Source organism: Lentilactobacillus parabuchneri DSM 5707 = NBRC 107865, from assembly GCF_001435315.1.
Lineage (GTDB): Bacteria > Bacillota > Bacilli > Lactobacillales > Lactobacillaceae > Lentilactobacillus > Lentilactobacillus parabuchneri.
The window spans coordinates 44,520-70,253 of sequence record NZ_AZGK01000001.1 but is presented as its reverse complement, the minus strand read 5'-3'; the positions used below and the strand labels follow the sequence as shown (position 1 = coordinate 70,253).

The window sequence follows — 25,734 nt, the reverse complement described above, 5'->3', positions numbered from 1 at the left end:
GATAACAATTTGAACCATCTAGCCCCAAATGACCTCGGGCCTGCATCTTTAATGACGTTCCTTGTCCTTTTCAGCCGCGGTCGCATCGGGAATAATGACGGTAAACGTCGTTCCCTTACCTAGCTCAGATGATACCGAAATTTTGCCGCCATGGGACTTTACTAATTGGTGAACGATTGCCAAGCCTAGTCCAGATTCCCCATACTTACCGGTTCTTCTGGATGCGTCAGCTTTGTAATACCGTTCAAAAATATTTTTCTGTTGATCGGAAGACATGCCGATTCCAGTGTCGGCAACCTTAATGATTGTTTCGTTGTAGCCCCGCTCACCAGTAATCGTGATCGTCCCATTATTGGTAAACTGAATCCCATTGGTGACGATATTAAAGACAATTTGAACAAACCGATCGTAGTCCGCATAAATCGTCAGGTCTTTAGGCGCGTTGAGGACCAACTCGTCCCCAGATTCCTCTGCCTTGCTGGTCAGCTGATCGATGACGTTTGCCAATACCTTGGTGGCATTAAAATGACGTTTATCCAATTGAATCGAATTCGAACGGATCTTTTCGTAGTCCAAATTTTCATTCACCAGTCGAATAAGCCGTTGCGTCTCACTACTCATTAAATCAATACTCTTGGCACGTGATTCTTGTGGAATAACATCGTACTTAATGCCCTCCAGAATGCCGGAAATCGTCGTCAGCGGGGTTCGCATCTCGTGGGCAGCGTTCGCCAAGAACTCTTGACGGCGCTCCTCTTGCCGCTGAATTTCATTATTCGCCTGTTGGAGTGATTCGGTCATATGGTTAAAATCAACGATCAGTTCGCCAATTTCGTCTTTGCCACCAGGCTTCAACCGAATCTGATAGTTGCCGTTTGACACCTGATTGGCCGCGTTACGCAATTTACTAATCCGCCGATTCAACCTGCGGGCAATAAAATAGCTGACAAACATTGAAATAATCAACGCAATAAACAAAGCCTTCAGTAGGTCCCGATTAATGCGGTCAACGTTTGAGTTAACATCGGAAATAAACGCCCCAACCGTGACGGCTGCAACCAATTTCTTTTTATAATAGTATGGTTTTAAAACTTCAATCATCGCTGGACGTGTCTTACCATTCTTGAGTTTGAAGTTTTTATTGTTAACCTTCCGAACAATTTGATTTTTACGAAGGTGCTGCCAGTCGGTCTTGGTAATCTTCGGGGCAACGCCGTTATTCGGGTAAATTACCTGGTCTTTAGGACTAAATACGGTAAAGTGGACCGCCTGGTTTTCCAACAATGCTTCGGAATTTTTGAGCTTTTCTTCATCAAAAGTGACTTTGGCACTTTTCTTTGAATTAATCGTCAATGATTGCTGGATCAAGCTGTCGGAATACTTTTCCAAATTGCGCCAAGTCGTATCGTACACAAATGTTTTTGACATTCTACCAAACGAAAAGCCCAAGAGAAGAATCGTACAGGCGATAACCAGAAAGAATCCCAGCAATTGCTGATAAATCATTTTCATTTTTTCTTGTCCACTTCACTATCATCGAATTTATAGCCGACCCCCCATACAGTTTGAATAATTTGCGGACCGACTTTTTCAATCTTCTGTCGTAATTTTTTGACGTGGGCGTCAACCGTTCGTTCGTCGCCGTAATACTCATAGTTCCAAACGGCTGCCAGCAGCTGCTCGCGCGAAAATACCTGACGCGGCTTTTGAGCCAACGTCTTCAGCAATTCAAACTCCTTGGGTGTCAGATCCGGAATTAATTTGTTATCCAAATAAGCTTCCCGAGTGTCGATGTTCAACTTAAAATTGTCCGTCTCAATATCCATTGCCTGCTTTGACGACTCCTCAGGAACCGCTTCTTTTTCCGGCTCCGTATGCGCCCGCCGCTGTAACGCCTTAATTCTTGCAACCAGCGTAATTGGTGAAAATGGTTTAGTCACGTAATCGTCGGCGCCCATTTCAAATCCAAGTACCTGATCGCTGTCGGAATCTCTGGCGGTTAACATAATGATCGGGACAGTTTGTGATTTGGCCCGAATTTCTTTGGCAACCTCCATCCCATCTTTTTTGGGCAAATTCAAATCCAAGGTAATCATGTCCCAACTATCCGGATCTTCATTGAATAGGTCGATCGCTTCAATGCCATCATAAGCAAAGGTGACATCCCAGCCTTCCTTTTGGAAAAACATCTGCATCATTTCAGATACTGATTTGTTATCTTCAATCATTAACAATTTCATTTAAATCCCCACCTTTAATAACTAATTGCTTCTAAATCCCCGCGTTTCCAATGCTTTCTTAAATAATTTTGCGAAATGGATTCTAATCTTCCTGTCCAAGGATCATTATAATAATATAACTTTCTGTTGAATCCGGTTAATAGTATGTAACTGGACTTCAAGTTGTCGACGCCGGCCACCTTAATAACGACCGGCCTTCTTCGCATCAACTGTTTGTTGAGCTGGCGAAAATTAGCCCGGTTCAGGTCGCGGATCGAATGAGTTTCAGAGATGATTAACTCACTTAAATCAATGAGATGGCCTGAATTTCCGTGAGATTGTTCAACCGCTTTTTTTAAAGCTGCTGCGGAAATTGAACTGCCCGAACTTCTCAGCAGCATCAAAAGCGCGGTACATTGGTTATCAATGTCTGATTGGGTTGCCTGTTTCAATGGGGCAACATCCAACCTGCGGAATGTTTTTCGAATATTGCGTTTTGGCAGCCAGCCCGATAAATCCCCAAACGTAAAATGATACCAAACAAGTTTGTTAAAAAAGCGAATTTCATCGATCAAAAAATCCTGTGCCTTAATATCGTCAGGAATCCGGGTTTTATCTTTTGAAGTCACTTTTGTTTCGGCGTCAGTTGCCAAGTACCAATGCTCACCAGGAATGCGGCGTAATCGCACAAAGAACCGGCTGGTCTTTTCGCTGGCAATGGTTGTTTTTCTCAATCGTCTCACCTCATATATACTTCATTTTACCAATAAAATAAGAAACTTGCTTGGAAAGTCTTAATATTGTTATGATAGGAATGTTGATTATACTTTAATATTTATCCGGATAGGAAGGTTTACCTATGTATAAAGGAATTGCGTTCTTTGACCTAGACCATACGCTTTACAATGAGCATACCCGCGTCGACCCTGAAGTTGCCGATGCTATGCATCAACTTAAACAAAATAATGTTCTGCCAGTCATTTCAACTGGCCGAAATTTATTTGAAATCCCAACTACCATGAAACAAACTGGAATTGATACGGTCGTTTCTGCAAACGGCAGTTACGTTGTCTTTGAGGGAAAACCCGTCTATAAAGCACTGATTGATAAACAAGTGGCGTTGGACTTTATTCAGTTCGCCAAGGAAAATCATGAAGCCACCACCGTTATGAACAGTGTTGGTGCCAAGATTAACTTCATCAACGACATTGTCCGTGGTAACTACAACTTTATCAATTCAAGAATGCCAAATCTGGGCGTTGAAGATTTTGTTAACAAACAGGAAGTCGTGATGATGTTAATTAACACCAAGGGGCCTGATGAACGTTATATTGATCGCTTTAATGATACGCTGACTTTCTTTAGAAACACACCATTTAGCATGGATATTGTGCACAAGGGCAGCTCCAAGAAAAAAGGAATTCAAGAGCTAATTGCCAATGCAAAATTAGATGGCATCCCCACCTATGCATTTGGCGACGGCAATAATGACATCCCCATGTTAGACTTCGTTGACCACCCCGTTGTTATGGAAAACGGCCTCGATCACGTTAAAGCCTACGCGGAATTTATCACAACTAAAAATACCGACCACGGAATCGTCAATGGATTGAAACATTACGGCTTACTTTAAAGTCAGATTGCTTCTATCTTGTCGTTGAATATGATAAGATACAAGATGTATCGGGGTCGTTATGGATTCGACGGGTATAGGTTGAGCCTGGATTGCGTTTCGTGCTGCGTCACGTAAAAACGTCCAGTTTATTATAACTGCAAAAAATAATAACAATTCTTACGCATTAGCTGCCTAATAAGCGCTTAGCGTAGATCCTCCTAACTTCGCCCATGGGTTAGATCTGGGTCCTAAATTAAGTGGGCTCACGCAGTTTGCTCCCACCTGAAGCAAACTGAAGAGACTAATCAGGTTAGCCTACTGTGGGTGCCTTGATTTATGGCGTTTCAGCAGGTGAATTTTAAATAATAAATCTACGAACGTAGATATCTAGGTGGCAATATGCTCGGACGCGGGTTCAACTCCCGCCGACTCCATTGATAGTAAAAATCCGGTTATAACCAATGCGTGAAGCGTTGGTTGTAACCGGATTTTTTGTCTTCAATACATCGCTCAATCCTAAATCCGTGAAAAAACCAGTTAACTGCGGTTATTTCCCGCCTGTATTTCGTCAAACCGCGACCAAGATTATCCCACGTGCATTCATTTTTTATTTGCCAAACCAACCTATTCCATGCTATACTCTCAATCGGTGCCAAACCAAGGTGAGTTCGTAACGATCGGCGCATTTGCGTTCAGAAGGTCGAAGCGGCTTGCCATTTTTTATATAAAAATTATTTAAGCTCACTGCTATGACGGGCCTTAATGAATAAGTGACTTGAGATAAATGGTATACTCAAGTCGTCAAAAATGTTTGAGGGGGGAATTATTGATGCAAAATCAAACGCCATCTCGCGTTGAGCAAAAACAAGCCAAGCTGGAAAATAAAAAGTCCAAGCACACGAAATTAATCGTCTGGCTCAGCATTCTAGTCATCATTCTTGGTGGGTTTTTGTACGTTGGCCATCAAGTTCACGAATTAACCGACGCCCAACGGCAAACCAACACAATTTTAGATAAACCAATTAAAAATACCGTCGTCAAAATCGTTCAGCCAAAACTGCCGGAAGCCGTTCGCCCGCAAGTTGTTAAAATTATTCAAGAAGAACCCCTTTATCGCCTCCAGCAAGCCGCCGACAACCCAACAACCTTCCAGCGGATCGCGGATAAATATCAAGTTCCGGAAAGTTACGTTGCCCCCGCCAAGCAGTACTGGTTCAGTCAACAAAATGCCCAGTTACGCTCGGACGTATACCACGCGCAATTACTCCAGCTCTTATCGGAATTGCGGCAAATGGACAGTTCAACCCAATAATCAGGCAAATATCAAAATCACCGCACAATGACAAAAATCGTGAATGAATTAATGGAGGTTAGAAAATGGATAACGAAAAAGTCTTTAATGAAGTCAGTGGCCTCGTCAATGAAATGCTGGAATTGGTCCGAAATTACGACGTTGCCGGGTTGGAAAAATTTAAGGCCGACCATTCCCAGGGAAACCATCCTGAATGGATCCACATGCTGGACTCCATGATTGAACTGGCAAGGATTGCACCTGAAAATGAAGAAGCCCGCGAATTTATTAAGAATGAATACACACCTAAAACAGCAAGGGATTAATGCCTTGCTGTTTTTATTTACAAATTTTTCGACAAACGTTAAATATCGGTTTAGTTCGTTTCATCCTTTAAAATCAATCAATCAGTTGTGCTAAAATTTGCTTCGTAATCAAAATTTTCAACCTCGGAGGCATTTCATGCATAAAACGAAAGGATTAATACTGGTTCTCACCATTGGTCTATTGTTATCTGGGTGTGGAACCGGAAGTACCAGCGAAAAATCCAGCCACAAATCTTCGTCCAAAGTGACGGCCAGCACAACATCAAAGCGATCAAATTCGACATCCTCAACAAGCACTCAATCTACTAATCCCAAACTTTCAACCAAACAACAAACTGCATACAATGACACCATGAGCCACGCCCTTGCTCAGGATCAAAAAGAAGCTGAACAAGGCAAAAAAATGTACCAGTGGTCCAAGTATGTGCAAAGCATTTCGTATGACATTGACAATGGCTATATCGTTAAAGTTGGCACTAACTTCCAGCAATTAAACACTGCTTCGAAGACGAGCGTTGCCAACCACGCCCAAAGCTTTGCCCAATCGCAGTTGATCATGATTGGTAAAAATATCAAAGCGACTTCGCCGGCACCCTATTTAGTCTTCAAATCCGACAGCACCACGATCGGTCATTCAAAGAAGTCAGTGCCAACAGAATTTGATTTTACAAAATAACCACAAAAAATCCCCAAGCCGCGATTTGTGCATTTCAATCGTCCTTGGGGATTTTTTATTTTATTGAACGCCGTGTTTCTTTAAGAATTCACTTAATGGCGCCAAATCTTCTGCATAGTAACGTTTCTTGAATTCGTCAATCGTCTTTTGGTCAAATTGATCGGGATCCAATGCCAATTTTTCAACTGGAATTGGTCGTTCGTTTGTGATCTTGACGTCAATCAACACCGGTTTGCCTGCCTTGGTCAGTTCGACAGCTTTATCAAAGGCCGCGGTGATTTGGTCAACCGAAGTCACCGTTATTCCGGTCATGCCTTGTGCTTCAGCAACCTTGGCAAAGTCAGTCTCCGGTAAGCTAATGCCGAACCATTCGTGGTTGTCATCTTCCTGCTCGTCTTCAATAAATCCAAGGGCTTCGTTTGAAAAGACGACGTTAATGATCGGCAGTTTGTATCCGACTTGGGTACTCAAATCCTGCATGACCATCGCTGCAGCGCCATCACCTGTCAGATTGAACACTTGACGGTCAGGATAACTTAACTTGGCTGCAATGGATCCTGGTAAACCAACGCCCATTGTGGCAAATAGGCCGGACGTAATCCAAGGCTGATGACCATTGGTTTTCAATAATCGAACCGCATTTTGAGTAACATCGCCAACATCAATTGAGAAAATCGCGTCCTTTTCAGCAATTCGATTAATTTCTTTAAATGCCGGTTCAAATCGCAATTTGCCTTCGGTTCGATTCATCATGTGGTCGTTGTATTCATGCCAGTTGGTAACATTGTCCACGTTGGCAGCGTACCAATGTGATGGCTCAGCTGTTTCGCCGATTTCAATAAATTTCTGTAAGGTCTTCTTGGCATCGGCCAGCATCGCAACATCGGTCTTATGCCGCTTACCTAACATTTGAGGATTGCTATCAACTTGAATAAATTTAACATCTGGTTTGAACATTGCTTCCGCAAATGGATAGTTCGAGCCGATGAACAACATCAGGTCGGTTTGTTGAAGGGCTTCGTTTGCCGGCTTGGAAGCAACCCGGGCAGCGGAACCTAATAAGGCTTCAAAATCATAAGGAATAATTTCTTTGCCGAGGGCGGTTGTGATAACTGGAATCTGGAATTTCTTAGCGAATTCCATTACCTCGTCAGCTGCCCCAATGGTTCCTTGGCCGACGTACAAAAGCGGCTTTTTAGCCTGCTTAATCAACTCAAGTGCCTGATTAACCTGCTCGTCAGAAGCGGCACTCAGCTCGGGTTTTGCAAAATTAGTGGCGGAGCTGTAGTAGCCATCAGCCGGAATTTCTTTATTTGCCAAATCGTTTGGGATTGTAACGATTGCCGGTCCGTGTTGTGCAAACGCGCGCCGAATCGCTTCGTCCAAAATGTGTGGCAGGCTTTCTGCAGTCGTCACGGTTCGTGCATAGACGCCGGCGTCTTTAAACCATGGGTCCTCATCAAATTCCTGGAAGAAATCCTGGTTCATCAATGCTTGTGGATTTTGGCCAACGATTAGTAACACCGGCACTTTATCAGCCATTGCATCATAAGCGCCTTGGAACAAATGCGTTGCACCAGGTCCGGCAGATCCAAATGCAACCCCGATTTTTCCGGTTAATTTCGTGTCGGCAACTGCAGCCAACGCACCAACTTCTTCATGTCGAACATGCACATAGGTGATTTTATCCTTTTCCTCATCCAGCGCATACATTAAATTGTTAATGGTTCCACCAGGAATGCCGTAAATGTGATCAACGCCCCAACTTTCGAGGGTCCGTAATGCTGCAACTCCTGAATTAATTGTATTTGCCATAATCAAAAACCTCCTATAAACCAATAAACGATTACCAATTACACACATAATAGTTGCGGTGAATTAAAAATACAATCAAAACGACTTTTTATTTGTAAGCGCTTAACAAGCTGTCAGAATAGCAATTGTATTGTCGCTCAATTATAACCACACGCAAATGGAAGTATTCAATTAAGAGAAAATAATAGTTGACGTGCGCCCCATATTTTAGGTATAGTTAGTATTCGTAAAACGATTCACCTAATCAAAAGTGTCACCTGTCCAATCCCGAAGACTATAAAAGCTGAATACATATTTGGAGGTTCCATCATGACTAATGAAACAAAGTTTTGTCAATCTTGTGGAAAGGAGATCCCAAAAGCAGCACAATTTTGCCCCTTTTGTGGACAGCCACAAACCGTTGTTGCCACTAAAGAAGTTTCAAATCAATTAAACGATCATCCTGACCCCAGTTCAAAAGTAATGAGTCGGCAATCCATTCAACAACATTGGTACAAAAACTGGATGGTCTGGGCCATCATCATATTAGGGGTTGGATTTGTGACCTGTATTGCACTGCTAAACAACAATCGGACAACGGTGGTGATGCAACCCACAGCTAGTTCTAAAACTACAAAGCATCATACAAAAGCAAAAACGAAAGATCCTAAAGAAATCCCTTCAACATCGTTAAAACATCCCACAAAAATCGGCCAATGGAAAAACAGTCCACTTATTGGAACAGCAACGTTGATAGGCCTGGGCACCAAACCCAACGCAACCATTCAAGACGGTCCGTTGACAGTCAAATTTAAACATGCAGAAATTGACAAGATCCATGCGAATACTCAGGATCAACTCGATCAAGCCCTCGACTCATACAATAAGAACAGCATGTCCAAAGACTATACGCGAATGAAAATTGAATATACAGTTAAAAACACATCTAGCAATGCAATTAATTTCGGCGGGATCAAGCAAATCATTTATTCAAACGGTTACCAAACCAACTTTGCCGACGATTCACTCAGTGATACTGGTTCTGAAGATGAAATTGCCGCTCATGCCAAAAGAGTTGAATTCGCATTAGTGCTATTAGGAAAATCAACCTCCGGGTTAAAACCCACCTCCATTAAAATATTGACTGATGAATCTGAGGATGCAACCACCTATGATACCGTCACTGACGGCTCCTCATTCTTTGAAAATATCAGCTACCAAGCGTAAAACAAAAAAGTGGTGTTAGGACAAACAAGCACCATGCTCGTGTCCCGCACCACTATCACTGAATGATTACCAGCCGAATCATCTGCCAAATCGCAGCATCCAGCCCACTTTATTCTTCAACCAATTTTCCAGCCTTTGGACCCGGATCCAACGTCCAAATCTGCTCGATGGTGATCACGCCGGCAGCCTTTGGAGCTGGGAACTTGCCTTTTGCCCATTCTTCGGCTTGTTCGTAGTATGGCCCATCCGTATAGAGCTTGGCAGTTCCTCCGAATCGGAATCCTTTAAATGCCTTTTGGTTGGCAACCGCAACGATTGCTTTGCCGTTCTCATTAATGTTTGCCTGGGTCTTTCCACCGGTCATTTCGTTGTAAATCAGATGTTCATCGTCTAACACCCGCATTGAAATTTTGGGTCCGATGTCCGGGTTCCCGTCAGCATCAACCGTTGCGATGTAAGCTAATTCTCCCGCAATCATATCTTTCATTGCCTGATTTAATTTTGCCATCATAACATCTCCCATTTAATTTTTGCAACGTCATTTTAGTGCCAGCGGACCGACAACGCAATCATTTACCCTCGGTTACTTAAAAGCAGTGATCGTAAATGGCTTGATGAGTCCCTTGACAATGGTGTGCCGTAAAACCGCGAGAATTAACCAGCCCACCAAAACGCCAAAGGTATTGGTCAAGACATCATTAATGTCAACCCAACGCGATAAGCCAACGGTTAAATCAAGAACAAACTGTAGTCCCTCGATGGTGCAGCTGACGGCTAATCCGGTTAACAAAACATTTTTTAATTTGAGCTTTGGTAACAACAGCCCCAAATAGATTCCCATCGGCAGCATCATCACCACGTTTTGATAAAAATCAGCAGTTGTGCTCCAAAACGGAACCAAATTGATCGGAGCTGTTCCAATCATCATCGGTGAGACGTATTGTGGTCCCACAAAGGCATATGATGTTGGTGCCAGTGTCAGATAACTCACCACTAAAATGTAGACCAGGGCTGAGATAATCGTCACCAGCTGGAAAATCGACAACCGTTTGAGATGCCCCGACTGCATTTTAAGCCAAACCAGAACACCCGTAATATTTAACAAATATGGCAACCATTTAATCATAACGTCCACCTTCCTTTCAAAATCATTCGTCACTCACTTTATTAATATCGTTATCATAAGAAGATGCGGTTAACTGAAACTTAAAAGCTCCCTTGATACGACAGGCTTAAGGGAGACATAACAATCTTCTCTCAACAGCTCTTAACAATAGTTGCGATTAAAAACAGCTAATGCTATCTTAGAAGATAGATTTTTTTGAGGAGGATTCATGATGGACATCATCCTGGCAGCAGTTTGGATCATATTGACGGCCGGCGTTTTCGTGATTGTGGCAGGCGCATTTTACTTAATTTATAAAAATGCCCGCCACGAACCGGCCCCTTACAAGTGGAAACATCTCTTCATCGCCCTGGCGATCTTTAGCTTGTTATTCACGTTATTCGGTGGTGTCCTTTCAATCATCACCAACCTGCAATACGGCAATCCCTGAGTTTGAATGGGATTGTCTTTTTTTGATGAACACAAATAGCAGGCATAAAATTAGGCTTTATATGCTATATCTGATATACTATAAGTAAGTTATATAATAATATAGTTATAACTAAACATGACTAAAGGAGTGTCCGACTTATGGCAACGATGATAAATGTGTCAGATTTAGCAAGATTACCCGATTTACAAGCACCGGTGATTACATTGAATCTCAACTTACGGAAGCTGTCGTTTGATCAAAATGAACAACTCCGAGTAAAGAATATGCTCAAACAGATCCAAAAAGAAATCGGCGTGGAAATTGACCCATTGATTGACGATATCAATCACCTGATCCACGACCAATTACCCTATGACGGCATGACTGTCATTGCCGATCAGCACGGTCAAACTGTTTATCACCTGATTCGAACAAGTGTCGAAAAGGCCGATTATCGAATAGAGGATGCCATTGACTTTCTGCTGCTCTTAAGCGAGGCGCCCAACGCTGATTACACGTTGATTAGCCTCAATCGAGATAACAGTCAGCTCTATAAGCTGGTCAACAAACGCGTCAGCTCACTTGTCATTGACGATTATCCGGCAACCGTTCAAGACGCCTTGGGAACCGAATTGCGTGGTGGTCAATTGAACTTTAGTGCCCGCGGAGGCAACGCCCAGTATCATGGGCATAACGAAACGACCCAGGAGAAGAAAATTGACCAGGAACGCTACTATCGACTTCTGATTGAACTGTTAAAAAATAATCAAAGGCTCGCTAATCACCCTTTCGTGTTGATGGGCCTGCCACAAAACATTAACTTATTTAAGAAGTTGAACAATGGCTTGGATTTGGCACCGTTTGAGATTGCCCAATCAGTTCAAAACGATTCACTGACTGATATTGAAAAACTCGTCAATGACACGATTGCCGGCTACAATCGGGAAAATACCGCTGAAGCCATCACGAAAACTTTCAAGGACCAACTGTTCACTGATTTCAATAACATTCAAAACTTGTTGAACTCAAAAGAGATTCGTCACTTATTTGTGGGTTCAAGAAGTGAAATTAAGGCGGCTGATCCAAGTGTTTACCGCGAAATTAATCAAATGATCAAACAGGCATTGGCGCAAGATACCCGTGTGACCGTTGTAAACGACGATCCGTCAGTGCCGTTGGTCAGCGCCGTTCAATAATTTTAGAAATTTTGTTTTCAATAAATGAAAAAAGAGCTTGGTGGATTCTTCTCCCACCAAGCTTTTTTCTGTCTTCAGTTGGACCATCGTCACGTTTTGGCACACCTACGATTGGGCCAATTCCTTGATCTGTCTTTGAACATTTAAGATTTGAACAATGTCAATGGCGCATTCAGCCCCTTTGTTGCCGGCTTTGCCACCGGCACGGGCCAAGGCCTGATCCATATTTTCAGTTGTCAACACCCCAAACATCACCGGCTGCGGCCCGTTTAACGACAGGTCGGCCAGCCCATTGGCGGTTGTTTGACAGACATAATCATAATGTGATGTTTCACCACGAATGACCGACCCTAAGGCAATCAAGCCGTCAACCCGATTGGAAGCGCCCAATTCCTTGGTCATTCTTGCCAACTCCATGGCGCCGGGAACGTGGGCCACGGTGATCTGCTCGTCACCGATACCCAGCGTTTTCAGTTGTGCGACGCAACCTGATAACAAGCGCTCCGTCACGATTTCATTAAAATGCGACACCACGATTCCAATTCGATAATCATGGTTTGCAAGTGTTCCATACAAATTTTTCATGCATTTCCAACCTCTTTCAATAGGTGATTTAACTTGTTTTTCTTGGTGAGTAAATAGTGCTGGTTTTCAGAAGTTAATCCCACTTCCAACGGAATTCGTTCAACCGTTTTGATGCCGTAACCATCCAACTGCTGAATTTTATCCGGATTATTTGTCATTAATCGGACCTCAGACACACCCTTACTTTTCAAAATGGTGGCCGCAATTTGATAATTACGATCATCAATTGGCAATCCCAGATGTTGGTTGGCTTGAACCGTATCTAATCCCTGCTCCTGCAAGGCGTATGCCCGCAGTTTATTGGCCAGGCCAATTCCCCTGCCTTCCTGCCGCAGATAAATCAGGGCGCCACGTCCGTTTCTTTCGATGCGACGTAATGCTTCTTCAAGTTGTGGCCCACAGTCACAGCGCTTCGACCCAAACACGTCGCCCGTCAGGCACTCGCTGTGCAGCCGCTTCAATAATGGGTCACCCGTTGCCAAGTCCCCTTTTGAAATCAACAAGGTTGGTTCGCCGCCATCAGGATTGTCAAACGCTTCCAGTTGAAAAGTCCCGTACTTGGTTGGCAGCTTAACGCTGGTAATTGTTTGAATGGCCTGATTTTGCTGATACTTTCGATAAGCAATAATTTCGTCAATCGTCAGCAACGACATCCCGTTGCCTTCAGCAATTGCCTTGAGGTCCTTTCGTCGGGCCATCTTGCCATTCTTTTTGAGGACTTCACAAATATAAGCAACTGGCGCAACACCTGCTAATTTAGCCAAATCAACAGCGGCTTCGGTATGCCCCTGCCGTTCGAAAACGCCATCCGGTCGGGCAATCAGGGGGAAAATATGGCCGGGGTGGTAAAAGTCGTCCCAGGTACTGTTGGGATCCGCCAACCGCTTAATCGTTTTTGCCCGGTCAAACGCGGAAATGCCAGTGGTGGTGGATTTCGCATCTAATGTGCTGGTAAAAGCAGTTCCAAAGGCATCGCTTGAATTTTCCAGCATCGGTTTTAATTCGAGCCGGTTGGCAATTTCAACAGCCATTGGCACACATAATAAGCCTCTTGCACGGGTGACCATTTTATTAACCGTTTCAGGGGAGACCTTCTCAGCCAACCCAACCATGTCGCCCTCTGCTTCCCGGTCTAAAGAATCCGCGACAATAATCAGATTTCCGGCTTTAAGTTCTGTCAGTGCCCGATCAACTTTTTCAATTATCTTTGTGTCCATTTTTCAGTCAGTCCTTTCTTGGCCATATTGACAATGTACTTACCCAAAATGTCTGTCTCAATATTGACCGAATCGCCCTGCTTGAGGCTGCCTAAATTCGTGTGAGTCAACGTATAAGGAATCAATGCCACTTCAAAAGTTGACTGACTGGTTGAGACGACGGTCAAGCTGATGCCGTTGATGGCAACCGATCCTTTTTCAACGATGTAGGGCTCATATTCGGTTCCAATCTGAAAGCGCAATCGTATCGAATCTTCATCCGCTTGTGTTGAGACGAGTGTAGCCGTTGTATCCACGTGACCCAGTACAAAGTGGCCATCGAGCTTCTGGCCAACGGATAAGGACGGTTCGAGGTTCACAAATGCGTCGGACGCCAACTGATTAAAATTAGTCCGCAGCATTGTTTCCGGCATCACGTCAGCGGAAAAGCCAGTCCCAGTTAAGTCCGTAACGGTCAAACAAACCCCGTTTACCGCAATGCTGTCACCCAATTTAAATGTGCCGTCCGAAACCAGGGATGTCTCGATCGTTAGCTTGGCCTGTTGGCCGCTCTGAGTGACCTGAACAACCTTTCCTCGTGCTTGAATAATTCCTGTAAACATTAGCGCGCCCTCCTGACTGTAATCTTCAAATCATGCCCCAGTTGAGTAACCTCTGGTGCCTCAAAGTGCGTTAACCGGCCGTCGCTCACGCCACTAACTGCAGGCAGCCCAGTGCCGCCAATGACGATCGGGGCAACATAGGTTACCAATTGATCCACCAGATTGGCTCTGACAAATTCAGCCTGAATCTGACTGCCCCCTTCAACCAGCAGTGACTGCAAGTGGTGCTCCGAAAGTAGTGCCAAGACATCGTTTGGCCGCCATTCGTCCTTGACAAAGACATGAACAAAGTCTGGGAATTGCCGATGAGCAGATTGACTGGACAAAATCCAGACCGGACTTTCGTTTTCAAATAAACGTTTGTCCGGCGTAACTGAATTTGCATCCCTCACCAAAATAATTCGGACCGGTTGAAATCGTTTCTCAAGACCTCTGACCGTTAATCGCGGGTCGTCCGTTTTAAAGGTTCGCTCCCCTACCAAAATGGCCTGATTCATGCGTCGTAATTTTTGGCTGTCTGCCTGGGCTTCTTCGCCCGAGATTATCGTGCGTCTACCAGACTGTTGGTTGATTTTTCCATCCAGTGACATAGCATATTTTATCGTCACCATCGGCCGCTGACGCTCATAATAAAAGTTATACGCCTCGTTGAGGGCCGTTGTCGTTCCTAAAATTTCCACTTCAACGCCACTATTCCGCAACCGTTCAATCCCTTTTCCCGCAACGATTGGATTGGGATCAACCTGACCGACAACCACTCGTTTGAAGCCCTCTTTAATCAAGCGGTCGCTGCACGGAGGCGTTTTACCAAAGTGACTGCAAGGTTCCATCGTGACGTACATCGTCGCGCCCTTGACACTTTCTGCGTCCGGCACATTGGAAAGCGCGTCAATTTCTGCATGGTGTTCGCCAAATTGATGATGATACCCGCTCGCGACGAGTCGGCCATCTTTAACAATCACCGCACCAACCCGTGGATTAGTCCAAGTATTTCCAAGTCCTTTCCATGCCATTTTAACGGCAATCTTCATGTAATCTTGATCGTTCAAATCTTATTCACCCCACGAAAAAAGCCCCGCAAGAATTTGCGAGGCAATTATTAGATAAGCTAAACAAGATTTCATTCGAGTCATGAGGGACCATGCTCATGAAAAAGTGTCACGGAAGACAGCTGTCCCCCTTAACATTAATCCACAAACAGTCCACACCGATGTTATGAAATGCTTATTTGATTCTTCTCCCATCCAGACTTTACTGTCGGTCCCAGACTCACACTGGGTCAACCGCTTAACGCGGGTCACGGACTTCGATTATCACATCGTCACCGTCGGTCGGGAATTTCACCCTGCCCCGAAGAAATCTATTCAGTTTTCGAAATTATGATACCCCATCGACCAGGGAAGCGCAACCAAAAACTGTTTAATAAAAAAACGGTTTCATCACTTCCACGCCGAGGAAGGCCGCATCAAGCCGTTTTCCACTCATTCCAACATTAAAGATCGTCACTGATTGTCCAACCGCTCTGAAATGTCTTGCGCAATCTCAGCTAACCGCTGTCGATTTTGGACTTGGGCAATCTTGTAACCGACAAAATATGGTGAAGTGGCGTACCTTGGTACAATCTTGCAGTAAAATTTGCCATCCAACTGGTAGAAAAATAAGTTGTATGAAGATAAGCGCCCACCCATATAATCGTGCAGCAAGTACCTGACGATCACGTGGACTGCGTCGGCCAGACTGTCAATTTGGGCAATTCCTTTGATGGCAATGTTAATCTCGACAAAGCCAATAATCGGGTTGGTCGATAAGGTGATTTCACGTTGGTCGTCTTGCGTCACTGCAACTCCAGTGAAATTACGCAACGTGATATTCTGATACACATCGTAGTTATTCAAGCCGACAATTTGAAAATGAGGGTGGCGTAAACTACCTCCAGACATTGGGCCGAAGTTTTTATACATAATGACGCTGCGATATTGATTGGAGGCCATCATCTGGTGCCAGCATTTAAAGGCAAACTCGAAGACTTTTCGGTTTTGTGCCACCGAATAAGTTGACGGGCCGCCGTTGTGGTCACTCGACTCAATCAGGACCGTTTGCATGGTATCTTCCAGTGTTCGAAATTTATTTTGAAGCCAAATTCGATCGTCTTCTTGCGCTAAAATATTAGTGAGATGCGCAACGTCGCAAAATGGGCAGTAGCCTTCGGGATGGCGGATATTTTCCGGCTTTCCTTTGGCTGCTTGATAATCAAATATCAGTGGTTGATTCGCCATTTGATTCACCAGTCTTTCTTTTAAGAAACTTGTGTCTTTATTATATTCGAAATTGCCGTTGGGCTGTTAGAAAAATATTTTGAACAAAAATCTGCAATGTAATTGATTTAGCTGTTGTTTGATAACTCATGTAGTATATAATGATTTTATTTATTCGATTAATTAGTCACAACTGTTTGGGGGAATTTGATGAAAAAACCGCTCACCGTTACAATTGCATTGATTTGTACGTTAATTTTGTCAGGGTGTTCGACGTCAACCTCTGCCAAAAAGCCTACCCGCAACCACTATGACCGCCAGCGAACCGCCGCCGAATTGAAGCATGATCGCATCGTTGAAGGAATCAATCTCGAAAACTTCGATAAAATCAACGTTGGCGACATTACTGACGGCACAAACGGCTCTTCTGATCAGCAGGTTCGCCAATTATTTGGCAATCCATCGCATATCGGGACGGTTTCAGTGAACGGTATTAGTCAAAAAGTGACCCAGTTCACTTGGAAGGATGTTTCATCTACCTTCCACGTCGCCAAAGTCACCGTTCAATTTTTAAATCACAAAGTAGTTGGCAAGTCCTATTCCCCCGCTGCCAAACAAAAACAACGCGTGATTGCCAAGTCAAAAATTGATCAATTAGGTCTCGGTACCACCTACCAGGAAACCGTCAACACCTTAGGGACCCCTAACGGCGAATCGTTTACCGGCCAGGGTCCACTATCGAGTAAGTACCTGCTTTACGTGACTGACAGTGACGGAACCGCCTATGATCTGACATTTACCGACGATAAATTAAACAATAAGTTTAAAACTTCGATATACTAAGAGTGTACATGCCCAAACTATATAGGAGGCTACAAAGATGAAAGTGATTAACGTAGAATTATCAGTAAAGCCTGGGATGCAAAAGGACTATGAGGCGTTTATCGACGAACTGGTTCAAGGCTCTCGTGCTGAGGCCGGAAACGTGTCTTACGATCATTTCAAAAAAATTGGCAGCGATTCCGATTACGAAATTATTGAACACTGGAAGGATGCGGATGCAGTTGAGTCCCATAATAATACCGCTCACTTCCAAAAATTCTTGGCTGGCATTAACGATTTCTTAAGTAAAGATCTGGTTATTATCAGAATGGATTATAACGAATAACTTACAAGAGTTGGCGCTTAATGGCGTCAGCTTTTTTAATTTGATTATTACTGCGTCGTATCGTGTACAAATAGCAGTGAGCTGACCCTCTGGAAGGAACCGGCCATTTGGCGCACACTTTCTTGACCAACTTTTGGAAGCGCTTATAATCAAGTGTAAGTACATGAGGAGGTCACAAACATGCAAGATGAAAGATGGAACAACCCGTTATACCAGACCGAAGCAGTCAATGATGAGGGCTTGGAAGGCCACGCTTACGTTCCCGGCGGCATCAAGGTCGAGACCAGCAGCCCGATGAACTCACATCCCGGCACCAATCCCGAGCAGTTGCTGGGGATGTCTTTGGCAACCTGCCTGGAAGCCACGCTGGAAGCAATTGAAAAAGAGCACGGCGTTCCCCACACCGCAGAGGTCCACGTCAAAGTTGCCTTTATTGGCTCAAGAGCCGTTTACCAATTTCTGGTTCATGCGCAAATCATGGTCAAGGGCGTTGACTTTGAAACAGCCGACAAGTTTGCAAAGGAAGCTGAAAATCGCTGCCCAGTTTCAAAACTATTGAAGAATAGTGGCAATTACACCGCTGAAACCGTTGAGCAGTTTGACTAAACAATGACGAGCGATTAAGACCAATGAAGTTTTGATCTTGGTCGTCCGTATAAGCAAATGACCCAACCATCCAGATCGGATTGTTTGGGTCATTTGTTTATGCGTTGGAAGCTAAGCATTTTTGCTCCCATTTTTCTTGCAATAAATGTTCTTATTTTCAATGAAAAGCTGGTAATAATTACAGAGAAGCTGTAAAATTTAGATGAAATAACAAATTAACTCCACAAATTGTTTATAAATATTCGTTATCTTTTATATTTATGAATTTTATTAGGAGCTTAATATTATTTTTAGTTCGACTTGTTTTACTGTATAATCATTCTAAATGAACTTAATTTAACCTCAGGAGGCATTTTTTATGGATAGAAAAATCCCTAACATTATGGGTACTCAACATCCAGATAACGCAGGAGTTCCCTTCTTCAAGCATAACGATAGCGCATTTGTTTCCGCATTTCGGGAAATTGATGAAGCCTACCAAAACTTCTCAAAGCTCGGCGCTGACGAATACATGTGGGACTGGGAAGGTAAACACGCCGATGCGTCAGTGATCGACCGTTTATACTCTGAGCACTACGAGTATTTCCAAAAGCATCCCCTTGGCAAGGATAAGTTTTTAACTTTCCGTCTGCCAAACATCTGGGAAGAAAAAGGCTACAGCTTAATGCAAGCCATGACAACCATCTTGTCAGCCGAAGACTTCTCTTACGACTTGGGCTTTAAGGAACGACCGTTATTCGAAGCAATCTTGCCGATGACACAATCAGCCGACCAGCTGATTTCAATGGAAGACAAGTTTGCCAGCCTTTCTCACTACAAATCAACTGAATTTAATACCGGCCACAAAGATTCCGATACCTTGCAAATGATTCCACTGTTTGAAGGCTTTGAATCACAATTAAATGCGCCGCAAATTTTGAAGAAATACCTTGAAATGTATAAAGAACATTTTGGCCGCGAACTTAGCTACATGCGGGTATTCTTAGCCGGATCAGACTCCGCTTTGTCAAATGGTTTCTTGAACAGTATCATTGGAAATAAATTAGCGTTGACTGGTCTCGCCGAATTTGAACAGGAAAGCGGCTTGCCAATTTATCCAATTGCCGGAATGGGAAGCACGATTTTCCGTGGCGGCTTGTCTCCAATGATGATCGACCGTTATCTCGAAGAATTCCCTGGCTTAAAGACCGCAACCGTACAGTCTGCCTTCCGTTACGACTACCCGTTAGACGTGGTTGAACCGGCCATCATCAAATTACGTGACGGTTTGCAACAAAGTAAGTTTGAAATCATCAACCATGATGACCAAGATATCCTGTTGAATATCGCCAAGAAGGCTGCCGCAGAATACCACGAAACTTTGGATCCGTTAATCAATGACTTACAACCTGTCTTTGATTCCTTCCCAAAGCGTCGTGACCGTCACCAACACGTCGGGATCATCGGTTATTCCCGTGACGTTGACGGCTACAAGATGCCGCGTGCGATCACCTTTACCGGCGCCCTTTATTCAGTTGGTGTTCCACCTGAATTCTTGGGAACCGGCCGTATCTTGAACAAGTTGGATGATAAAGAACTCAGCACTTTGATGAAGTATTATCCAAATATCAAGCATGATTACGCCCACGTTGCCAAATACTTCAGTAAGGACGCTTTGGCTGCCCTTCAAGCAAAGAACCCCGCTTGGAAAGCAGTTGACGAAGATATCGAAGCCGTTGAACGCTTATTTGATATCAAGGCTGGTCCACAAACACCTGAACAGGAAAAGCACGCCCAATTGGCAGCTGATTTAGTTAAGATTTCTGACAAGGAAACCAAGACGACATTGATCAGCCGTCAAGCTATTTTACGAAAATTCCTAGGTTAATCACTCAAAATCCAGTTAGCCGGCTGGATTTTTTTGTCTGGCGTTTTATACTAAGATTAGGTAAATGTTTCAAACAAGATTTGAAGGGAGTTCATTTTATGTTTAAGAAATCAATTTTGTTAACCGTTGCCGCATTAGGTTTAGGTGGCTTTGTTTCATTGACTCAATCCGCAACGACTCAGGCTGCATCAATGCCCGGTTCGTTAACTTATCACAAGACAAGTTCGGTTGCCAAGATCGGCAGCCAATACAAATCATTTAAATTGACGAACCACATTCCAACCAGCAACTTTAAGAATATCAAAACCATTTCTTGGAAAAAAAGTGGCTTGAAGAAAGGTACCAAAGTTCGAATTGACCTATACGCCACTCAAGGCACTCAGTTCAACTGGTACCGAATTTCAAAATACAGCACTAAGAAAGCCAAGACGAACAAAAAAGTTCAAAAGTACTGGATTTATGGTCAGGCATTGGTTTTGCCGACAACTACCAGTAATCAATTAGCACTCAGCTACTAGTCGTAAAATGAATCTCCGCACCGCTTCCTAATCGATCCGATGTTAATAATTGAGAAGGAATGATTTGATTGAATAAATTTCAGAATTTGTCCAGCTGTACCGCTTTTTTGGCTGGTAAGAACGCTACTGTAGACGGCTCAACAATGATTGCACGAAATGAAGATGCCGGCGGTGGCGTCAACGCAAAACGGTTTGTGGTTGTCAATCCACAGGACCAACCCAGCGAATACATTTCCACTTTTAACCAATTTCGCGTGAAGTTACCGGATCATCCGCTCCGCTATACCGCAACTCCCAACGCAGATATTTCCGACGGTGTTTGGGGTGAATCTGGCATTAACACCGATAATGTCGCCATGAGTTCTACTGAAACCGAGTTTACCAACACCACAATGCTGGGCTTGGATCCACTGGTTGCCGACGGAATTGGCGAAGAGGCCATGCTGACGTGTGTGCTCCCTTACATTCATAGTGCCCGGGAAGGTGTTAAACGATTAGGGGAATTAGTTACCAACTTTGGCACCTGTGAAAGCAACGGTATTGCCTTTTCTGATTCTGAAGAAGTCTGGTACTTTGAAACCGTTGGCGGCCATCACTGGGCAGCTGAACGCATCCCTGATGACAGCTATGCGGTTGCCCCTAACCAAACCGGGATCCAGGAAATTGACTTTAACGATGCAGAACATTTCATGTACTCAGACGATTTAAAAGAATTTGCCGAAAGCCATCACTTAAACAAGGCTCGTAAGGGATTTAATTTCAGAGATATTTTTGGAGAAGATGTCCAGGCCGATCACTATTACAACACCCCACGTGTTTGGTACGGCCAAAAGATGTTTAACCCGGAAATTGAACAGGATCCGGAAAGTCGGACGATGCCATTTACACGGGTTGCCGATCATTTGATTTCCGTCGAAGATATTGCCCTGTTTTTAAGCAGCCATTATCAAGGAACCGAATTTGATCCCTATGGCCAAACGGGTACCGAAGAAAGCCGCCATCGCTATCGTCCTATCGGCATGAATCGAAACCAGGAAATGCATATTTTGCAAATCCGGCCGAACTTCCCTGCCGAGCAAGCGGCAATTCATTGGCTGGCTGAAGGCGTCAACGAATTTAATGCACCGGTACCGTTCTTCGCAAACTGTACCGATACGCCTGCAAACTTCAAGAATACCCCGTTGCGCACCACAACAGAAAGCTTCTATTGGTTGAACAAGTTAGTGGCCATGTTGGCAGATCCGTTCTTTGCCGAACATGATTTGGAAGCCATGACGGCCGTATCCGAAAGCCGCAAATTTGGCTTTGCAAATGGCAGAGCAGCGGTAGCCGCCGCAGATGCGGAATTTAAAAACATTTCAAAGGACAGACTGACCGATTGGCATAATCAGGTTAATGAAAAAGTGGCCAACACGATTACTGAGAATGTCAAAGACTTGCTCCATCAGCTGCTGTTAATGAGAGCTGAAAAGATGGTTCCGACGTTTGAAAAGGGCGGGGAATTGTAGAGAGTGTGACGAGCAACGGTTGAGGCGGAACACGTTTTCAGCTAAAAAAATTAAAGACACAGAGTGCGGACTAGGACGTTTAGAGGCCTAAATTAACCGGCAGTGAAATCGAGTTTGATTTCACTGCCGGTTAATTTAGGTGCAGGCTTCTGCCCCAAGGAGCAAGTTTTTGGCTAGATAGCAGTAAGGTAAGTACTAAGCAGCGAAAGCTAATTTGGGAAGCTTATTTTGAAAGCCGAAAAACCGTAGCAACATTAACGTACCCCATAGAATTTAAGCCAAAATAAAACTGACTAGTCTTGCTACAATTGCCTTTGGGAGCTTGAGTTTGTCGCCAGGCAGTATTTCATTTTTATAAAGATGTTGGGATATTATATCAGTCTTCGGAAGATTCTAAAAATTATGAACGGAACTTGTTCATTTCAAGTAATTGAACTTGTGTTAGCGAGAAAACAATTGCAAAGGAGAATTTCTAATGAAACTAAAGATTTCAGATAAGTTAATAAGTAACGTCGCAAGAACAGTTTGTATAATTGTTTTTTTGGGATTTACAACAATCTATCCCGCGGAGGATAACACTTACTATGCGGTCACTGCAATAATATTCTTAGTAGCAATTATATTCTCTCCGAAATCTATTTTAACCCAACGTATATTCCGTCTTATCACAAAAAATGTTAATACAAAAGATCATAATAAGAATTCATAGTTCACTCAGCTACCACCCCCCTTACAAGTTGAAATCGCAACGATTGCGAACCAGATGGCCACATAATTTATTGCTTTCCACAGTTCAAATAAGCTATTAATCGAAATTAATGATTTATTTGAGCTGTGGAAGCTAAACGCGGTTCTTGATCTCTCTTAAAATCTGTCTCAGGTATTGACTACAATCCAAAGTGTTTGTTTTTCGTTAACTGTTCACTTATAGTTATACATATTTTTAGATAAAAGCAATATAGTTTATTGGCTTCTCGGCAAAGTTTTTTAAAAACTGAGCATTCCTTCTAAGTTGAGATATAATAATTTTAGGGGGGATGTTAAATTTGAAAAAATCAAAATTATTTATTTGTATTGTTGTAATTTACTTTATTCTTGTGGGGCTTCCCAGCCCTGCATCTGCAAAATCCACCGTGCGAAGATATCGCGGAACTCCTAGCGTCTTAGTCAATAAATATTGGAAATACACACCTTCGCACACTAATGCAACACAATACTTTTATGGAACCCACAACACATTTGTTGCCAAGCATACTTATCGTGGAAGCTTTAGGTCAAGTGTCATTTCGTGGATGGGACTATTTGGCTACTATGTGATTCAAGGAGTCGATTCAAAGAAAACTAATTATCATGATTGGTGGTTTATCAAACCAAATAAAAACTTTTCTAAAATTCGTTTTGGGTTTATAACGATCCCACAAAATGACATTCCAAAGCATGAGCCAGCCTATTATGCAAACAAAGTAGCAACTAGAACAAGCTTAGTAACAGCAATACTTCACTAAGCCTTTTTTTGTTAGATGCTATGTGGACACATAGCTTACAAAGAAGAATACTTTTAATTATCAACGGTTACCATGCCTCATAATTTTATAATCCTTATACGTTCAAAAAATGGATTAACCTCTCAACAAGCCAGTTGAGACGGCTAATCCATTTTATTTTAGCGATTACTTAACCGTATTCGTCTTAATCCGATCCAACGGAATCTCTCGCGGTGTAAATTCATCACTAGTCTGACCCAAGGTTAATGCAAATGCCGGTTTGAAGCCATCCGGAATCACGCCACTTGGAATCGAACCCAGACTGGCCATATTATAATTAGCACCTAGTCCCTGGTCTTCTGCGGCCAATTCCATATTATGAACAATCGTGCCGGCAGAAATTTCATCTGAAGCACTGTCGACTTTCACTGAAACCACAATGACAGTTGGTGCGTCATAAATCCCCGTCATTTTAGATAAGACGTCGGCATCCTGAATCACCGTCAGTCGATAATCATCGTAGCGCCCCATGCCAACTGGTGCCGCATTAGCTGCTAACAAAATTTGGTGAAGCTGGTCATCTGATATCTGTCCGGAGTATTCTCGAACCGCCTTACGTGCTTGAATCATTTTTAGTGTTTCCATCGTCACATCTCTCCTTACTTTTCCTATACACTTCTATTGTAAGCGTTTTTTATGGAAAACGAAGGTTTCTGGAAAAGTTTCTTATCATCAACTAAAAAACATGGTAAACTCAACTTATCTATCACATTAGGAGGATCATTTATGACGAACTACAAGTTTTTACAACCAGTAAAATTACGAAACGGCGTCACAATCAAAAATCGAATTGCCATGTCGCCAATGACTGAAATGTCCAGCTTCGAAGACGGTAGTATCACGAATGATGAAATTGACTACTTTCGATTGCGCGCCGGCGGTCCTGGCATGGTCATCACCGGATGTGCCAACGTCAATGATCTCGGTAAAGGCTTCGAAGGTGAATTAAGTGTTGCCCACGAAACCATGTTGCCGGGGCTGACACGTTTAGCCAACGCCATTAAAATCAACCACACCAAAGCAATTTTACAAATTTTCAGTGCCGGTCGTATGACCAACAGTCGCGTCCTTCGCGGCAAGCAACCGGTTTCTGCCAGCGCGGTGGCTTCTGAACGCTTGGGCGCTGAAACACCCCGAGCACTTTCCAATGAAGAAGTTGAACAAACCATTCAAGACTTTGCCAATGCCACCCAGCTTGCTATTGATGCCGGCTTTGATGGCGTTGAACTCCACGGTGCCAACACCTATTTGATTCAGCAGTTCTTCAGCCCCCATTCCAACCGCAGAACAGACCACTGGGGCGGTTCCCTGGAAAAACGGATGAATTTCCCATTAGCCGTCATTGATGCCTGCGCAGACGTTATTAAGAAATCCGATTCCCCATCCTTTATCTTAGGCTACCGCCTTTCTCCTGAAGAAATTGAAGTGCCTGGCATTCGAATGGCAGACACCCTTGCCCTCATCAAAGAATTAAACAAAAAGCCAATCGATTACCTCCACATATCATTGGCAGATGCTTGGCAGGGATCGATTGTTGACCGTGACGACAAACAACCGCTGTTCGAAAAAATTCAAGAAGTGCTCGCTGATGATTTGCCACTGATGGTGGTGGGTCACTTGGCCTCTCCTGCCCAAGTTGAAAAGCTGATTGCCGCTGGTGTCCAATTTGCTGCCATGGGACGGGAACTAATTCGTGAACCAAAGTGGGTCCAAAAAGTTGAAGCTGATGATGAACAAGCGATTCGCTATACCTTCTCACTGCGAGATCTGGATGAGTTGAAAATTACCCCGCCACTCCTGAATTTTTTGCGGACTGCGTTTAAGAAGGGCTTCCCGATTTCAACTGATGAGAAGCAGATTCGAATTTAAAACTGTAACATTTCCCAATCCCAAAGCTGGCAATCAGTTCAGCCTTGGGATTTTTTTATTTGATCTGTTCCCCTTGACGATTAGAACATATGTTCGTATATTATAGCCATAGG

General features: G+C 43.5%; 27 protein-coding genes, 1 other RNA gene and 1 riboswitch. Of the genes, 16 read left to right on the top strand and 12 right to left on the bottom strand.

Going from position 1 to position 25,734, the window contains the following annotated elements; all coding sequences use genetic code 11:
• Positions 1-48 precede the first annotated feature (48 nt).
• The 3 genes from FC51_RS00400 to FC51_RS00390 are packed head-to-tail and all read right to left on the bottom strand — an operon-like array spanning position 49 to position 2,953.
• Complete coding sequence (locus FC51_RS00400) at positions 49-1,512, bottom strand: sensor histidine kinase (RefSeq protein WP_057909350.1); 1,464 nt, start codon at positions 1,510-1,512, stop codon at positions 49-51.
• Positions 1,509-2,240 carry a response regulator transcription factor gene (locus FC51_RS00395; RefSeq protein ID WP_057909351.1) on the bottom strand — a complete coding sequence of 244 codons (732 nt, stop codon included), beginning with the start codon at positions 2,238-2,240 and terminating at the stop codon, positions 1,509-1,511. Before FC51_RS00395 ends, FC51_RS00400 begins: the two co-directional genes overlap by 4 nt.
• 14 nt (positions 2,241-2,254) lie before the next feature.
• Positions 2,255-2,953, bottom strand: coding sequence for a cysteine peptidase family C39 domain-containing protein (locus tag FC51_RS00390; protein ID WP_057909352.1), 699 nt, complete (start codon positions 2,951-2,953; stop codon positions 2,255-2,257).
• 125 nt (positions 2,954-3,078) lie between these two features.
• On the opposite strand from FC51_RS00390, the gene FC51_RS00385 reads away from it, so the two are divergent.
• The 5 genes from FC51_RS00385 to FC51_RS00370 all read left to right on the top strand — a co-directional run bounded on the left by FC51_RS00385 (position 3,079) and on the right by FC51_RS00370 (position 6,127).
• Entirely contained in the window at positions 3,079-3,852 is a 774-nt protein-coding gene (locus tag FC51_RS00385) for a Cof-type HAD-IIB family hydrolase (RefSeq protein WP_057909353.1), read from the top strand.
• 52 nt (positions 3,853-3,904) lie between these two features.
• Positions 3,905-4,271: a transfer-messenger RNA gene (gene ssrA, locus FC51_RS12040) on the top strand.
• Positions 4,272-4,663: 392 nt separating this feature from the next.
• On the top strand, positions 4,664-5,146 hold the full coding sequence (locus tag FC51_RS00380; protein ID WP_057909354.1) for a hypothetical protein: 483 nt from the start codon (positions 4,664-4,666) through the stop codon (positions 5,144-5,146).
• Positions 5,147-5,211: 65 nt separating this feature from the next.
• Complete coding sequence (locus tag FC51_RS00375; RefSeq protein ID WP_057909355.1) at positions 5,212-5,451, top strand: hypothetical protein; 240 nt, start codon at positions 5,212-5,214, stop codon at positions 5,449-5,451.
• 136 nt (positions 5,452-5,587) lie between these two features.
• The gene (locus FC51_RS00370; RefSeq protein ID WP_057909356.1) at positions 5,588-6,127 is read left to right on the top strand and encodes a hypothetical protein; all 540 of its coding nucleotides are present in this window, start codon (positions 5,588-5,590) and stop codon (positions 6,125-6,127) included.
• Between the two features lie 60 nt (positions 6,128-6,187).
• On the opposite strand, the gene spxB is transcribed toward FC51_RS00370, so the two are convergent.
• On the bottom strand, positions 6,188-7,942 hold the full coding sequence (gene spxB, locus FC51_RS00365) for a pyruvate oxidase (protein WP_057909357.1): 1,755 nt from the start codon (positions 7,940-7,942) through the stop codon (positions 6,188-6,190).
• 309 nt (positions 7,943-8,251) lie between these two features.
• Here spxB and FC51_RS00360 point away from each other — a divergent pair, with 309 nt between their 5' ends.
• Positions 8,252-9,148: a zinc ribbon domain-containing protein gene (locus FC51_RS00360; protein ID WP_057909358.1), complete on the top strand. Its 897-nt coding sequence runs from the start codon at positions 8,252-8,254 to the stop codon at positions 9,146-9,148.
• Between the two features lie 109 nt (positions 9,149-9,257).
• Here the strand turns inward: FC51_RS00360 and FC51_RS00355 are convergent, their stop codons facing one another.
• Together FC51_RS00355 and FC51_RS00350 are read right to left on the bottom strand one after the other, a co-directional pair.
• Positions 9,258-9,659: a pyridoxamine 5'-phosphate oxidase family protein gene (locus FC51_RS00355; RefSeq protein ID WP_057909359.1), complete on the bottom strand. Its 402-nt coding sequence runs from the start codon at positions 9,657-9,659 to the stop codon at positions 9,258-9,260.
• Between the two features lie 72 nt (positions 9,660-9,731).
• The gene (locus tag FC51_RS00350; protein ID WP_057909360.1) at positions 9,732-10,274 is read right to left on the bottom strand and encodes a VanZ family protein; all 543 of its coding nucleotides are present in this window, start codon (positions 10,272-10,274) and stop codon (positions 9,732-9,734) included.
• 211 nt (positions 10,275-10,485) lie between these two features.
• Here FC51_RS00350 and FC51_RS00345 point away from each other — a divergent pair, with 211 nt between their 5' ends.
• Positions 10,486-10,704 carry a hypothetical protein gene (locus FC51_RS00345; RefSeq protein ID WP_057909361.1) on the top strand — a complete coding sequence of 73 codons (219 nt, stop codon included), beginning with the start codon at positions 10,486-10,488 and terminating at the stop codon, positions 10,702-10,704.
• A gap of 140 nt (positions 10,705-10,844) precedes the next feature.
• Complete coding sequence (locus FC51_RS00340) at positions 10,845-11,882, top strand: baeRF6 domain-containing protein (protein WP_057911120.1); 1,038 nt, start codon at positions 10,845-10,847, stop codon at positions 11,880-11,882.
• A 105-nt stretch (positions 11,883-11,987) separates the two neighbouring features.
• On the opposite strand, the gene ribH is transcribed toward FC51_RS00340, so the two are convergent.
• The 5 genes from ribH to FC51_RS00315 all read right to left on the bottom strand — a co-directional run bounded on the left by ribH (position 11,988) and on the right by FC51_RS00315 (position 16,562).
• Positions 11,988-12,467: a 6,7-dimethyl-8-ribityllumazine synthase gene (gene ribH, locus FC51_RS00335; RefSeq protein WP_057909362.1), complete on the bottom strand. Its 480-nt coding sequence runs from the start codon at positions 12,465-12,467 to the stop codon at positions 11,988-11,990.
• Positions 12,464-13,684: a bifunctional 3,4-dihydroxy-2-butanone-4-phosphate synthase/GTP cyclohydrolase II gene (locus FC51_RS00330; RefSeq protein WP_057909363.1), complete on the bottom strand. Its 1,221-nt coding sequence runs from the start codon at positions 13,682-13,684 to the stop codon at positions 12,464-12,466. The genes ribH and FC51_RS00330 overlap by 4 nt, the downstream gene beginning before the upstream one ends.
• A complete protein-coding gene (locus FC51_RS00325; protein ID WP_057909364.1) occupies positions 13,669-14,286 on the bottom strand; it encodes a riboflavin synthase in 618 nt (205 codons plus the stop codon). The genes FC51_RS00330 and FC51_RS00325 overlap by 16 nt, the downstream gene beginning before the upstream one ends.
• Entirely contained in the window at positions 14,286-15,335 is a 1,050-nt protein-coding gene (ribD, locus tag FC51_RS00320) for a bifunctional diaminohydroxyphosphoribosylaminopyrimidine deaminase/5-amino-6-(5-phosphoribosylamino)uracil reductase RibD (RefSeq protein WP_099046961.1), read from the bottom strand. Before ribD ends, FC51_RS00325 begins: the two co-directional genes overlap by 1 nt.
• 179 nt (positions 15,336-15,514) lie before the next feature.
• Positions 15,515-15,648, bottom strand: a riboswitch (FMN riboswitch).
• 140 nt (positions 15,649-15,788) lie between these two features.
• Positions 15,789-16,562: a DUF4931 domain-containing protein gene (locus FC51_RS00315; RefSeq protein ID WP_057909365.1), complete on the bottom strand. Its 774-nt coding sequence runs from the start codon at positions 16,560-16,562 to the stop codon at positions 15,789-15,791.
• Positions 16,563-16,751: 189 nt separating this feature from the next.
• On the opposite strand from FC51_RS00315, the gene FC51_RS00310 reads away from it, so the two are divergent.
• From FC51_RS00310 to FC51_RS00275, 7 genes are all read left to right on the top strand, one after another.
• Positions 16,752-17,384 (top strand): DUF3862 domain-containing protein, encoded by a 633-nt coding sequence (locus tag FC51_RS00310; RefSeq protein ID WP_057909366.1) that lies wholly within the window; start codon positions 16,752-16,754, stop codon positions 17,382-17,384.
• A gap of 37 nt (positions 17,385-17,421) precedes the next feature.
• Complete coding sequence (locus FC51_RS00305; RefSeq protein ID WP_057909367.1) at positions 17,422-17,709, top strand: putative quinol monooxygenase; 288 nt, start codon at positions 17,422-17,424, stop codon at positions 17,707-17,709.
• Positions 17,710-17,889: 180 nt separating this feature from the next.
• Complete coding sequence (locus FC51_RS00300; protein ID WP_057909368.1) at positions 17,890-18,315, top strand: OsmC family protein; 426 nt, start codon at positions 17,890-17,892, stop codon at positions 18,313-18,315.
• Between the two features lie 358 nt (positions 18,316-18,673).
• Positions 18,674-20,182, top strand: coding sequence for a phosphoenolpyruvate carboxylase (ppcA, locus tag FC51_RS00295; RefSeq protein ID WP_057910065.1), 1,509 nt, complete (start codon positions 18,674-18,676; stop codon positions 20,180-20,182).
• Positions 20,183-20,280: 98 nt separating this feature from the next.
• On the top strand, positions 20,281-20,700 hold the full coding sequence (locus FC51_RS00290) for a hypothetical protein (protein WP_057910066.1): 420 nt from the start codon (positions 20,281-20,283) through the stop codon (positions 20,698-20,700).
• A gap of 68 nt (positions 20,701-20,768) precedes the next feature.
• Positions 20,769-22,208 carry a C69 family dipeptidase gene (locus tag FC51_RS00285; RefSeq protein WP_057910067.1) on the top strand — a complete coding sequence of 480 codons (1,440 nt, stop codon included), beginning with the start codon at positions 20,769-20,771 and terminating at the stop codon, positions 22,206-22,208.
• Between the two features lie 1,046 nt (positions 22,209-23,254).
• Complete coding sequence (locus tag FC51_RS00275) at positions 23,255-23,713, top strand: hypothetical protein (RefSeq protein WP_057910069.1); 459 nt, start codon at positions 23,255-23,257, stop codon at positions 23,711-23,713.
• A 165-nt stretch (positions 23,714-23,878) separates the two neighbouring features.
• Here FC51_RS00275 and FC51_RS00270 read toward each other — a convergent pair whose 3' ends face one another.
• A complete protein-coding gene (locus FC51_RS00270) occupies positions 23,879-24,337 on the bottom strand; it encodes a nitroreductase family protein (RefSeq protein ID WP_057910070.1) in 459 nt (152 codons plus the stop codon).
• 141 nt (positions 24,338-24,478) lie between these two features.
• On the opposite strand from FC51_RS00270, the gene FC51_RS00265 reads away from it, so the two are divergent.
• A complete protein-coding gene (locus FC51_RS00265; protein ID WP_057910071.1) occupies positions 24,479-25,621 on the top strand; it encodes an NADH-dependent flavin oxidoreductase in 1,143 nt (380 codons plus the stop codon).
• Positions 25,622-25,734 lie beyond the last annotated feature (113 nt).